Consider the following 14,417-nt stretch of genomic DNA (forward strand, 5'->3'; position numbering starts at 1 on the left):
GTGGCCCGCAAGCACGGCCCGGTGGCGGTGCCGCCCAACCTCATCGCACCTGGTAGCACCCACATCCACGCGGCGATGCTCAACCTGGTGACCCTGGACCAGGCCACCGTGGATCAAGTGGTCGCGGCCATCCCGGGCGGGGCGGCCAACGTGCAGGACATCTACCCGCTGGCGCCCCTGCAGCAGGGCATGCTGTTCCACCATGCCAGCGCCGAAGGCCACGACCCGTATGTGATGCAGGCGCGCTTCGCCTTTGCCAGCCAAGCACGCTTCGACGCTTTCGCGCAGGCGCTGCGCGGCGTCATCGCCCGCCATGACATATTGCGCACGTCGGTGCACTGGGAAGGCCTGGCCCAACCCCTGCAGGTGGTCTGGCGGCACGCCGAGCTGGCGGTGCTGACACTGGCAGACCCGGCGACCGAACGGGACTGGATCGACCTGACCCAGGCACCCCTGATCCGCCTGCTGCGCGAGCCCACCCAGCCCGACGGCACGCTGCATGCCACCTTGCAGTTCCACCACATCGCCCTGGACCACAGTGCACTGGACGTGGTGCGGCAGGAGCTGATCGCCTTTCTGACCGGCAACGGCGAGCAGCTTGGGGCGGCGGTACCGTTTCGCGACTACGTGGCTCAAGCCGTGCTTGGCGTCAGCCAGGCCGAGCACGAAGCTTTTTTCCGCGACATGCTCGGCGACATCGACGAGCCGTCCCTGGCCTACGGGCTTGCCCAGGTACAGGGGGGCGACCCGGTGCATGAGGAGCACCAACTCGACTTGCCGCTGGCGCTGTGCCAGGGTTTGCGCAGCCATGCCCGCACCCTGGGGGTAAGCGTTGCCAGCCTGTTCCACCTGGCCTGGGGGCGCGTGCTGGGCGGGCTGACCGGGCACGATCAGGTGGTGTTCGGCACGGTGCTGATGGGGCGCCTGCTTGGCGCGCAAGGTACCGACCGGGCCTTGGGCATCTTCATCAATACCTTGCCATTGCGGGTGGACCTGGCGGCAGCGAACCTTGAAAGCGCTATCCACGCGACCCACAAGCGCCTGACGGCCTTGATGCGCCACGAACACGCGCCACTGGCGCTGGCCCAACGGTGCAGCGGCGTGGCCGCACCCGCGCCGCTGTTCAATAGCCTGCTCAATTACCGGCACAGCGCCGTCGGCCCGGCTGAGCCGCGCCGGGCAGCATTGGCCGGCATCGATATCATCGACTCGGTCGAAGCCACCAACTACCCGTTGACCTTGAGTGTCGACGATTTGGGCGAGGGGTTGCGCCTGACCTTGCTGGCCGATGCGCAGGTACCGGCGCCACGTGTTTGCGCCTATCTGCAGCAGACTCTTGAGAGCCTGTTGCGCGCGCCGCAGACGGCGGTACTCGACCTGCCCATGTTGCCGGAGGCCGAGCGTCAATGGCTGCTGGACAACTTCAATGCCTGCCACGGCGACTATGACCAGCAGCATACGCTGCACCAGCGTATCGAGCAGCGCGCCCAGCACTGCCCGGATGCGGTGGCGGTAACCTTTGGCGAACGTCAGTTGAACTATGGCCAGCTCAACCTGCAGGCCAATGCCCTGGCCCATCACCTGATCGCCCTGGAGGTGCGACCGGATGACCGCGTGGCAGTGCTGGCCCGGCGCGGCCTGGAGACGCTGGTGGGCTTGTTGGCGGTGCTCAAGGCAGGCGCAGGCTACGTGCCTGTCGATGCTGCCCATCCTGACGAGCGGGTGCGCTACCTGCTTGAGGACAGCGCCCCGGTGGCGGTACTGACGCAGCGGGCGCTGCTGCCACGGGTCGGTCATAGTGAACGGCCGGTGCTGCTGCTGGACCAGCCTGACTGGCCGACCCGTAACGACGACCCTGTTGTCAAAGGCCTCACCCCTCGGCACCTGGCCTATGTGATCTACACCTCCGGCTCGACCGGTGAGCCCAAAGGGGTGATGGTCGAGCACCTGACGGTGAACAATCTGGTGGACTGGCATTGCCGCGCTTTCGGCCTGGGCCCGGGTCGGCATACTTCAAGCCTTGCCGGGTTCGGTTTCGATGCGATGGCTTGGGAAATCTGGCCGGCACTGTGCGCCGGCGCAACCGTGCACCTGGCGCCGACGAGCGGCGCCAGCGACGACCTGGACGCCATGCTGGCCTGGTGGCAGGCGCAGCCGCTGGATGTGAGCTTCTTGCCCACGCCCGTGGCCGAATACGCCTTCAACCACCACCTGGAACACCCCACGCTGCGTACCCTGCTGATTGGCGGTGACCGCTTGCGCCAGTTCAACCGTACCCAGCGCTTCACCGTGGTGAACAATTATGGCCCCACCGAAACCACGGTCGTGGCGAGCTCCGGCGCCGTGCAGGCCGGCTGCGCCCTGCACATTGGCAAACCGGTGGACAATGCCCGGCTCTACGTGCTCGACGCGCGCCGGCAACCGGTGCCGCTGGGCGTGCCTGGCGAGCTGTACATCGGCGGGGCCGGGGTTGCCCGTGGTTACCTGAACCGCCCGCAACTGACAGCCGAGCGCTTCGTGCAAGACCCGTTCGCAACCTCGGCCAGTGCCCGCATGTACCGCTCGGGCGACTTGGTGCGCTGGCTTGCCGACGGCTCCCTGGAGTACCTGGGCCGCAACGATGACCAGGTCAAGATCCGCGGCTTGCGCATCGAGCCCGGCGAGATCGAGAGCCGCCTGGCGGCCCTGGCAGGTATCGACGAGGCGGTGGTCATCGCCCGCGAAGATCAGCCGGGGCACCCACGCCTGGTGGCTTACTACACGGCCAAACCCGACGTGGTACCGCTCGAACCTGACGGTCTGCGCGCGCAATTGCAGGCCCACCTGCCTGAATACATGGTCCCGGTAGCCTTCATCGCCTTGCCAGCGCTACCCCTGACCGCCAACGGCAAACTTGACCGGCGCGCACTGCCGGCACCGGAGCGCTCAGCGCTTTTCGAGGTGGGTTTCGAAGCGCCGGTGGGCGAGCTCGAGCAGGCCCTGGCCCAGCTGTGGGCAGAGCTGCTGCACGTGGAGCGGGTCGGGCGGCATGACGACTTCTTCCGCCTGGGTGGGCATTCGCTGTTGGCCATGCGCATGGTTTCCCAGGTGCGCGTACGCCTGGGGGCTGAGCTGAGCCTGGCGGCACTGTTTGCCGCCCCGCAACTGGCCAGCGTGGCCAGGCACCTGGAGGAGGCTGGGCGCAGCGAGGTGCCGCCCATCGTGGCGGTAGCGCCGGGGCAGCCCCTGCCCATGTCCTTCGCCCAGCAGCGCTTGTGGTTCCTGGCACAGCTGGAGGGTGGCAGCCAGGCCTACAACATACCCCTGGCCCTTGGCCTGCGCGGTGCGCTGGATGTCGATGCGCTGGAAGCAGCCCTGCTGCGCCTGCTGGAGCGCCACCCGGTGCTGCGCAGCCAGTTCAAGGCCGTGGCGGACAGCGCCGAGGTGGTCATTTGCCCCGTGCCGCAGAGGGGCTGGTTGCAACGCGAGGCAGTAACGCCCGAGGCCTTGCCCGCCCGGCTTCAGGTGCTTGCCCGGACCCCCTTCGACCTGGCCTGCGGGCCCCTGGTGCAGGCGCACGTGTTGCGCCTGGGCGAGCAGCACCACGTACTGGCCATGACCGTGCACCATATCGTGGCCGATGGTTGGTCCCTGGGCGTGATGACCCACGAGTTGAACCTGCTCTACGCCGCATTGCGTGAGGGCCGGGATGACCCGCTGCCCGCGCTGGCCCTGCAGTACACCGATTACGCCCTGTGGCAGCGTCGATGGCTGACGGGCGAACGCCTGCAACAGCAGCTCGATTACTGGCACCAGACGCTGGAGGGCGCCCCGGCGCTGATCAGCCTGCCCACCGACCGGCCACGCCCGGCGCGTCAGGACCTGGCCGGTGCCAGCGTGCCGGTGCACCTGTCGCCGCGTCTGTCGGCGGCGCTGCGCACTTTGTCCCATCAACACGGTGCGACCCTGTACATGACAGTGCTGGCAGCCTGGTCAGCGCTGCTGGCGCGCCTGGCCGGACAGCCTGAGGTGATAATCGGCTGCCCGGTCGCAGGACGCGGGCGCGCCGAACTCGAACCCTTGGTCGGGCTGTTCGTCAATACGCTGGCCGTGCGCATCGACCCAAGTGCAGCACCGACCGCACAGGCCTTGATGGGCCAGGTACGCGACCGGGTTCTGCAGGCCCAGGCCCACCAGGACGTGCCGTTCGAACACGTGGTGGAAGTGCTGCGCCCGGCGCGCAGCCTGAGCCATACGCCCGTGTTCCAGGTCAGCTTGAACTGGCAGGCAACCGAGGGTGCAGCGCTGGCGTTGGCCGGCTTGCATCTGGAGGCCGTCAACCAGGCCAGCGCCGTGGCCAAGTTCGACCTGACTTTGAACCTGGGAGAACAGGGCGACTGCCTGATTGGCAGCCTGGACTACGCCACAGCGCTGTTCGATGAGGCGACGGTGTGCCGCTACCTGGGTTACTTCGAGCGGCTGCTCTGGGCGATGACGGCCGATGACCAGCAACCCTTGGCCCAGGTGGACCTGTTGGACGCCTGCGAGCGTGATCACCTGTTATTCGCGCTGAACCAGACGCAAACCGCCTGCCCCCGTGAGTGCAGCGTGACGCACCTGTTCGAGCGACGCGCGGCCGAGCACCCCGCGGCCATCGCCGCTGTGCATGGCGAGCAGGTCCTGCGTTATGGCGAGCTCAACCGTCAGGCCAACCGCCTGGCACGGTACCTGGTTGACCAGGGCGTTAGGCCAGATGCGCAGGTGGCGCTGCTGCTGCCGCGCTCGTTCTCGTTGCTGGTGGCCCAGTTGGCCGTGCTCAAATGTGCTGCCAGCTATGTGCCGCTTGACCTGCACGCACCTGCCGAACGCCAGGCGTTCATGGTGCAGGACTGTCAGGCCAGCCTGGTGCTGACAGTGACCACGGTCAACGCACACCTGGACGCCCGACGCATCGACCTCGATGCCTTGCAGCTTGCAGGCTGGACGGATGATGACCTGGGCCTGGCAGCGACCGCCGACAGCACCGCCTACGTGATGTACACCTCCGGCACCACCGGCCAACCCAAGGGTGTGTGCGTGCCGCACCGTGGCATCGTGCGGCTGGTGGTGGACAACGGCTATGTCGAACTGGGCCCCAATGACCGCCTGGGCTTGGTCTCCAATCCGGCGTTCGATGCCAGCACCTTCGAGGTCTGGGGTGCGTTGCTCAACGGCGGCCAGGTGCATGTGATCGACCACGCCACCCTGGTCGACCCTGAGCGTTTTGCCTGCGCGCTGCATGACCAGGCCATTACGGTGCTGTTCCTGACCACTGCGCTGTTCAACCAGTATGTGCAGCTGATGCCCCAGGCACTGGCCGGGCTGCGGGTGCTGATCAGCGGCGGTGAGCGGGCCGAGCCGGCCGCGTTCCGCGCACTTTTGACCCAGGCACCTGACCTGCGCCTGATCAATGCCTATGGCCCTACCGAAACCACCACCTTCGCTGTCACCTGCGAAGTTCAGGCGCTAGCGCCGGATGCAAACCAGGTCCCTATTGGTCGCCCCATCGGCAACACTCAGGTGTACGTGCTTGATGCGTGGCAGCGCCCGGTGCCACAGGGCGTGGTCGGTGAATTGTATGTGGGCGGTGACGGTGTGGCCCTGGGTTATCTGAATCGGCCCGACCTGACCGCACAGCGCTTCGTCGAAGACCCGTTTGGCCAGCAGGCGGGTGCACGTCTTTACCGTACCGGCGACCTGGTGCGCTGGAATACCGACGGCCAGCTCGAATGCCTGGGGCGTAACGACGATCAGGTGAAAATCCGCGGCTTCCGCATTGAGCCAGGCGAAATCGAGCAAGTGCTGGCGCAGGCACCCGGCATCGGGGAGGTGCTGGTCATGGCCATCGAGCAGGCCCACGGGCCCCACCGACTGGTCGCCTGGTACACGCGCCGTAGCGAGGAACTCGATGGCACGGGGCTGCGCGATTACCTGCGCGTCCGACTACCCGACTACATGGTGCCTTCGGCATTCGTGCCTCTGGCGCGGATGCCGCTGAACAACAACGGCAAGGTCGATCGGACGGCGCTGCCGGCCCCGGGGCTACAGGATCTGTCGACGGTGGCGTTCGAGGCCCCTAGGGCTGGGCATGAGTCAGACCTGGCGCGAATCTGGGCCGATCTGCTTGGGCTCAACACCGTCGGCCGGCAGGACCGTTTCTTCGAGCAGGGCGGGCACTCCTTGCTGGCCATGCGCATGCTGGCCCAGGTGCGCGAACAGATGGGCTGCGAACTGGCGTTGGCCGACCTGTTCGCCGACGACTGCCTGGCCGCGGTGGCGGCCACCTTGCAGGCCAGCGTGCAGGCCTTACCCGCTCTGGAGCCGATGCCACGTGAAGGGCGCCTGCCGCTTTCCCTGGCCCAGCAGCGCCTGTGGTTCCTGACCCAGATGGGGGACGCCAGTGCTGCGTATCACATTCCGGTAGCGCTGCACCTGCAAGGGCGCCTGCACCGCCAGGCGCTGGAACGCAGCCTGCGGGCGCTGGTGGCCCGTCATGAAAGCCTGCGCAGCCACTTCCATGAGCATGACGGGGAACCGTATGTGGCGCTGGCAACCGATACCGGCGCCTTCACCGTGCAGTGGCACCAGGCCTGCGGGCTGGATACGCCTGCGTTGCAAGCCTGGGCCCGCGCCGAGGCGGCGCGGCCCTTTGCCCTAGACCAGGATTTGCCGGTGCGCGCTCATGTGCTTGAGCTCAGTGATGACCGCCACGCGCTGCTACTGGTCGTTCACCACCTGGTGGCCGATGGCTGGTCCCTGGGCATTCTGATTGGCGAGCTGGCGGCGCTCTACCAGGCTTTCGCTACAGGCGCTCCCGACCCGCTGCCCGCGCTTGGGGTGCAGTACCTCGATTATGCCCAGTGGCAGCAGCGCTGGCTCAACGGTTCGGCGCTGCATGCCCAGGCCGACTATTGGCGCAAGCAGCTCCACGGCTCGCCTGCGCTGCTCACTCTGCCGTGGGACCGGCCTCGTCCGGAGCGCCAGCAATACGCCGGCGACAGCGTCCAGGTGCAGCTCGACCTGCCGTTAAGCGAAGCCCTGAAGGCTGTGTGCACACGCCATGGCGTCACACCGTTCATGCTGTTCACGGCAGCGTGGGCAGCACTGCTCGCTCGGCTGTCCGGGCAGCAGGATGTAGTCATCGGCTCGCCGGTCGCCAATCGACGGCAGAGCCAGGTCCAGGGAATGGTAGGCATGTTCGTCAATGCCCTGGCCCTGCGCCTTGACCTCTCGGGCCGCCCGCAGGTGTCTGCGTTGTTGGCCCAGGCCAAGGCCGTGGTGCTGGAGGCCCAGGCCCATCAGGATGTTCCGTTCGAACAGGTGGTGGAGCTGTTGCGCCCGCGTCGAAGCCTTGGGCATACGCCGCTGTATCAGGCAACACTGGACTGGGATGCCAACACCGGGCACCGGGCCCCTGCGTTTGCGGACTTGCACGTCAGCGCCATGGCTGCCGAGGCCGCAGTGGCCAAGTTCGACCTGAGCTTGAGCATGGGTGAGCGGGCCGGCTGCTTTGCCGGTGGCATCGTGTATGCCACCGCGCTGTTCGACCGCGCCACAATCGAACGCTTCGCCGGTTACCTGCAGCGCGTACTGCAAGCCTTTGCGACCAGCGACCAGGCCACCGTCGCGGACATCGACCTGTTGGCTGCCGAAGAGCGTACGCAGGTGCTGCACGCTTTCAACGCGACCGACACCGACTATGAGCTGGACTGTACCCTGCACACGCTGATCGAGGCCCAGGCGCAGCGTACCCCGCAGGCGGTCGCCGTCAGCGCCGAGGAGGGCGTGCTGACCTTAGAGCAGCTCAACGCTCAGGCCAACCGCCTGGCCCACTATCTGATCGCGCTAGGTGTGAAACCCGATGATCGTGTGGCGATCTGCGTGGAGCGCGGCTTGTCGATGATGGTGGGCTTGCTCGGGATCCTGAAGGCAGGCGGCGCTTATGTGCCGGTCGATCCGGACTACCCGGCAGAACGTATCCGCCACATGCTCACCGACAGCGCGCCGGTAGCGGTACTGGTGCACGCGGCGACCCGGCAGGTGCCTGAGCATGGCGTCGTGATCGATCTGGACGCGCCTTTGAGCCTTGAACTGCCTGCCCGCAACCCTGAGGTGCCGGGGCTCACCGCGCAGCACCTGGCGTACGTCATCTACACCTCAGGCTCTACCGGCCTGCCCAAAGGGGTGATGAACGAGCACGCCGGCGTGGTCAACCGCCTGCTGTGGATGCAGGATGCCTATGCCCTGGAGCCTGGCGACGTCGTGCTGCAAAAGACCCCGTTCAGCTTCGACGTTTCGGTTTGGGAATTGCTGTGGCCCTTGCAAACCGGTGCAAAACTGGTCATGGCCCGGCCCGGTGGTCATCGCGACCCGCAGTACCTGCAACAGGCCATCGAAGCCCAAGGTGTCAGCACGCTGCACTTCGTGCCGTCGATGCTGGACGTATTCCTCTCGGCCATTGAATCAGGCTGGTCCGCACCTTCGCTCAAGCGCGTGGTGTGCAGCGGCGAAGCATTGCCAGGCAGCCTAGTGCGTCGTTTCCACCAGCAACTGCCAGGCGTAGAGCTGCACAACCTCTATGGCCCGACCGAAGCCGCGGTGGATGTGAGTGCCTGGCGCTGCGTGAGCGCACCCGACAACACCCCAATCGGCAAACCCATCGCCAATACCGCCCTGTACGTGCTGGACGAGCAAGGCCAACCGGTGCCGCAGGGCGTGGCCGGTGAGCTATACATCGGTGGCGTACAGGTGGCCCGCGGTTACCTGAACCGACCCGAACTGACCGCCGAGCGCTTCGTGGATGACCCCTTCGGCCAGCGCCCAGGCGGGCGGCTGTACCGTACGGGCGACCTGGCGCGGCACCTGGCGGACGGCAACCTTGAATACCTGGGCCGTAACGACGATCAGGTCAAGCTTCATGGGCTGCGCATCGAACTGGGTGAAATCCAGGCGGCGATGACGGCCGTGGACACCGTCAAGGAAGCGGTCGTGCTCGCCTGCGACCAGCACCTGGTTGCGTACTACACGGGCCAGCGTCTGGCCCCCGAGGCGTTGCGGGCCATCTTGATGGCGCGCTTGCCCGCGTTCATGGTTCCGGCGCAATTCATCCACTTGGCCGCGCTTCCGCTGGGCCCTAACGGCAAGCTTGATCGCAAGGCGTTGCCAGCGCCCGAAGTGCAGCAGCGCCCCTTCGAAGCCCCTTGCGGGGACGTCGAGCAGCTAGTCGCGAGCCTTTGGCGCGAGTTGCTCGAGGTCGATGAGGTGGGCCGCCATGACAACTTCTTCGAGTTGGGCGGTCACTCGCTGGCCGCCATTCGCCTGGTGGACCGCCTGCACAAAGCCGGGGTGCCCGCGGCGCTCAATGACGTCTTCCAGCGCCCAACGGTGGCAATGCTCGCCAGGCTGGTGGAACGGCAGGCGCCCGCGGTACCGACCGTCATCACGGTCCGGCCGGGTACTGCCCAGGCGCCGCTGTTCCTTGTGCATGAATTTTCCGGGCTGGACTTCTACTTCCCCGTGCTTGCCCAGCAGATAGGGGGCGACTTTGCCATTCACGGCCTGCCAGGCGTACCCCACGGCGCCCCGCAGCCGCGCACGCTGGAGTGCCTGGCGCGCTACCAGATCACGCAGATGCGCACCGTACAACCCCATGGGCCGTACCGTCTGGCCGGGTGGTCGTTCGGCGGTGTGCTGGCCTTGGAGATGGCCAATCAGCTGCGCGGCGCCGATGAACAGGTGGCGTTCGTGGGGTTGATCGACACCTACGCACCGCGCCTGGCCGACCAGGGCAAGGCACGCTGGGAAGGCCCGTATGCCTTGGAGCGGCAGTTGCTGCTCAACTGCACGGCGTACTGGCAAACCAAGGGTGAGGCAGGCGACGCCAAGCGGGCGCTGCTCGCGCGCCTGGAGCAGGACCAGGCCGACTTCGCGACCCTGGTGGCAAGCTGCCGTGAGCACGAGGTGCTTTACGGCCTATGGGCCAGCATGACGGACGCGGACCTGCGGCATTATTTCTGCCGCGAACTCGCCCATGGCCATGCGTTGGCCCATTACCGCCCAGCGTCCGTGGATGTTCCGGTGCACCTGCTCTGCGCCGCAGAGGCTGACGAGGTGCCAGAGGGCCTTGGCTGGCGTACGGCGTTGCCGACCCAGGTACTGGTGACCCACACCGTTCCGGGGGACCACCGCAGCCTGATGCAGGCGCCTCACGTGACTACCGTTGGCCAGGTGCTGACGCAGGTCCTGGCAACGGCTGCCATCACGCCTGTACCACCGCCCTTGGCCCCCGTGGCCATCCAGACCGGCGCTGCCGGACACGCGCCCGTGTTCTGCATGGCCGGTGCCGGCGACAGTGTGACCAGCTTCATCGGCTTGGCCGAGGCCTTGGGCGCACAGTGGCCCGTGCAGGGCTTGCAGGCCCGAGGCCTGGATGGCCTGTCGCTGCCGCACAGCTGCGTCGAGGCTGCAGCAGCGTGCCATGTGCAGGCGATCGAAGCGGCCTACCCCGAGGGCCCGCTGAACTTGGTGGGGCACTCGTTCGGAGGCTGGGTGGCCCATGCCATGGCCGCGCGCTTTGAGGCCAAAGGGCGTCAAGTGCGGTCCTTGACGTTGATCGACAGCGAAGGCCCAGGCCCGGGGAGCACCTGCGGCCAGCCCCATACCTTCACCCAGACGCTGCTGCGCCTGATCGATGCGTTGGAAATGTCCACCGGCAAACGCCTTGGTCTGGACCGGGTGGCGTTTGCACAGGCCAGCGACGATCAGCAACAGCACCAGCTGCACGCGGCCATGGTGCGTTCAGGGCTGCTGCCTGCCAGGTCCAGTACGCGTGTGCTCGACGGCACGGTGCGCACCTTTGGGGCGGCGCTGCGCACGGCCTACCACCCCGAGCTGCCGTACACCGGCCCGGCAGGGCTGGTGCTGGTGGACGATCCGGGACTCGACGCTGAAGGTAATGCTGCCGAGCACCGTCTCATGCAGCAACGCTGGGAACAGTTGTTGCCTGAACTGAAGGTGTGGAAGGCGCCGGGCGACCATTTCAGCATCCTCAAGGTGCCGCATGTGTTCAGCCTGGCAGCCTGGTGGCATGACGGTCAGGCACTTGCTCAGGCCCAGGTCGCTCAGTAGCCGGTTACCTGGCAGCAGGTGGGCGAGCCCGCCGTTGCCAGGTCTCGGAGCAGTCTTGTCAAACAAAGGAATGACGTGTGTCCATGGATAAAACCAAACTGCGCAAATGGGGCATCGGGCTGGGCCTTGCCGTGATGGCGAGTATCGGCCTGTATGCGGTTCAGGCCCCAGCCAAGGCACCGCAGTACATCACCGCCCAGGTCGAGCGCGCCGACATCGAGAATGCGGTACTGGCTACCGGGGTGCTCGAAGGGATCAAACAGGTGGATGTGGGTGCCCAGGTATCCGGTCAGCTGAAATCGCTCAAGGTGAAGCTGGGCGACAAGGTGACCGAAGGCCAGTGGCTGGCCGAGATAGACCCGCTGGTGCTGCGCAACACCTTGCGCCAGGCGGAGGTGGACGAGCAGAAGCTGCAGGCCCAGCGCCGATCGGCCCTGGCCGAGCTCAAGCAGGCCAAAGGGGTCTATGAACGCTATCGGGCGCTGCAGGTCGATGCCTCGGTGTCGCGCCAGGAATATGAAAAGGCCGAGGCCGACTATCAGGTCCAGCAGGCCGCCGTGGGCTCGCTCGATGCGCAGATCCGCAGCGCCCAGGTGGAAATCGACACGGCCCGGGTCAACCTGGGCTATACCCGCATCAGCGCACCGATCACAGGCCACGTGGTGGGCATCGTCACCCAGGAAGGGCAGACGGTGATCGCCAACCAGCTGGCACCGGTGCTGCTCAAGCTGGCCAACCTGGACACCATGACCGTCAAGGCACAAGTCTCGGAAGCGGATGTGATTCACATCACGCCGGGCCAGGAGGTGTATTTCACCATCCTGGGGGAAGACAAACGCTATTACGCCAAGCTGCGCGGCACCGAGCCTGCCCCTCAGCACTATGCCCAAAGCGACAAGGCAGAGGGCGGGGCCGGCAAGCCAACGGGCGCTGTGTTCTACAACGCCTTGTTCGAAGTGCCCAACCCTGATCACCGCCTGCGCATCGCCATGACGGCGCAAGTGCACATCGTACTCGACACCGCGCAGCAGGTGCTGACCGTGCCAGTGGCAGCACTGGGTGGGCGCGAGGCCGACGGCAGCTTCGCCGTGCGGGTGCTCGATGACAAGGGCTTTGCCGAGCAGCGCAAAGTGGTGGTGGGGATCAACAACAACGTTCGGGTACAGATCGAGCAGGGTCTGAACGAAGGTGACCGTGTGGTGATTGGCGAGCCGATTACCGGCGATTCGGGAGCCTGAACATGAACATGAATGTGCAACCGACCGCCCCCCTGAGCCAGGCAACAGGGCAGGGGGAGCCCTTGCTTTGCCTGAAGGGCGTTACCCGTAGTTTCCAGGCCGGCGAGCGGGCTTTTCTCGCCCTCAAGGGTATCGACCTGCAAATCCACCGTGGTGAGCTGGTGGCCATCATCGGCGCCTCGGGCTCGGGCAAGTCCACGCTGATGAACATCCTCGGCTGCCTGGACAATGCCAGCGCTGGCAGTTACCGGGTCGATGGTCAGCAAACTCGGGACCTTGATGCCGATGCTTTAGCCGCTCTGCGCCGCGATCACTTCGGGTTCATCTTCCAGCGCTACCACTTGCTGCCGCACCTGGACGCCCTGCACAACGTCGAGATCCCTGCCGTGTACGCCGGCATGGACCTGCAACGCCGCCATGAGCGGGCGCAGACGCTGCTGAGCCGGCTGGGGCTGGGCGAGCACTTGCGCCACCGTCCCAGCCAGCTGTCCGGAGGCCAGCAGCAGCGGGTGAGCATATGCCGGGCCCTGATGAATGGCGGCCAGGTGATCCTGGCAGACGAACCCACAGGCGCGCTGGACAGCGCCAGCGGCAAGGAAGTCATGAAGATCCTGCTGGAGCTGCACGCCGCGGGCCACACCGTGATCCTGGTCACCCATGACCCGCAGGTGGCCGCACATGCCGGCCGCATCATCGAAGTCAGCGACGGTGAGATCGTCAGCGACCGGCGCAAAGCCCCTGAAACGGTGCCTGCACGGGCCGTTGCCCCAACGCCGGCTCGGCCAGGTGGGCATCGCCTGTTGGCAAGCCTGGGCATGTTCCGCGAGGCGTTCAAGATGGCCTGGCTGGCCTTGGTGTCACACCGCATGCGCACCTTGCTGACCATGCTGGGGATCATCATCGGCATCACCTCGGTGGTGTCTATTTCAGCTATCGGCGAGGGGGCCAAGGGGTATGTACTCAAGGACATCCAGGCCATCGGCAGCAACACCATCGATGTGTATTCGGGGAGCAACTTCGGCGACAGCCGGGCCAGGAACATCGAAACCTTGGTGCCGGCGGATGTGGCAGCGCTCAACGCCTTGTATTACGTCGACAGCGCAACGCCTGTGATCGGCCAGGGCACGCTGGTGCGCTACCGCAACCTGGACGTGGATGTGCAGCTCAATGGCGTCAGCGAGCACTACTTCCAGGTGCGCAACATCCCACTGGCAGCGGGCATCGTGTTCAGTGCCGAAGATGCGCGGCGCCAGGCCCAGGTGGTGGTCATCGACCATAACACCCGCGAACGCCTGTTCGGCCCGGCCATCGACCCCCTTGGGCAAGTGATCCTGGTCGGTAACCTGCCCTGTACCGTGATCGGCGTCACGGCCCGCAACAAGAACCTGTTCGTGGCCAGCAACCAGCTGAACATCTGGGTGCCGTACCAGACTGCCGCCGGGCGGGTGCTGGGACAACGTCACCTGGACAGCATCAGCGTGCGGATCAAGGATGGGGTGCCCAGCACGCGGGTCGAGGAGGAGGTGAGCCGGGTACTGCTGCAGCGCCACGGCAGCAAGGACTTCTTCACCAACAACCTGGACAGCATCATGCAGACCGTGCAGAAGACCAGCCGCTCGCTGACCTTGCTGCTGTCGCTGATCGCGGTGATCTCGCTGGTGGTGGGCGGCATCGGGGTGATGAACATCATGCTGGTATCGGTGACCGAACGTACCCGGGAAATCGGCATACGCATGGCCGTCGGGGCCCGTCAGGTCGACATCCGCCAGCAGTTCCTGGTCGAAGCGGTCATGGTCTGCCTGTTGGGCGGGTTAGTGGGCGTGGGCCTGTCCTACGCGGTGGGCTACCTGTTCGAACTGTTCGTCAAGCAATGGGAAATGGTGTTTTCCCCGGCCTCGATCGTGATGGCGTTCGCCTGCTCGACCTTGATCGGGGTGGTGTTCGGCTTCATGCCGGCGCGCAATGCGGCCCGACTGGACCCCATCGAAGCGCTGGCACGGGACTGAGCCGCCTGCAATGCCGTTGGACCGGAGC

Annotated in this window: 2 protein-coding genes and 1 pseudogene; all 3 read left to right on the top strand. The window is 66.1% G+C overall.

Translation table 11 applies throughout. The annotated features are described in order from the left end of the window. Positions 1 to 30 precede the first annotated feature (30 nt). Positions 31 to 11,145: pseudogene (locus CWR53_RS10325) on the top strand (amino acid adenylation domain-containing protein); the annotation flags it as partial. Between the two features lie 83 nt (positions 11,146 to 11,228). Further along, positions 11,229 to 12,383 carry a macrolide transporter subunit MacA gene (macA, locus tag CWR53_RS10330; RefSeq protein ID WP_100851447.1) on the top strand — a complete coding sequence of 385 codons (1,155 nt, stop codon included), beginning with the start codon at positions 11,229 to 11,231 and terminating at the stop codon, positions 12,381 to 12,383. 8 nt (positions 12,384 to 12,391) lie between these two features. Then, entirely contained in the window at positions 12,392 to 14,389 is a 1,998-nt protein-coding gene (locus CWR53_RS10335) for a MacB family efflux pump subunit (RefSeq protein WP_375335492.1), read from the top strand. Positions 14,390 to 14,417 lie beyond the last annotated feature (28 nt).

The sequence above is a fragment of the Pseudomonas sp. SGAir0191 genome (assembly GCF_002812565.2).
In the GTDB taxonomy this organism is placed as follows: domain Bacteria; phylum Pseudomonadota; class Gammaproteobacteria; order Pseudomonadales; family Pseudomonadaceae; genus Aquipseudomonas; species Aquipseudomonas parafulva_B.

What these genes read in the sequence shown, in the direction of transcription:
- macA (WP_100851447.1), top strand. Translation starts at nt 11,229, where the DNA reads ATGGATAAAACCAAACTGCGCAAATGGGGCATCGGGCTGGGCCTTGCC.
- CWR53_RS10335 (WP_375335492.1), top strand. Translation starts at nt 12,392, where the DNA reads ATGAATGTGCAACCGACCGCCCCCCTGAGCCAGGCAACAGGGCAGGGG.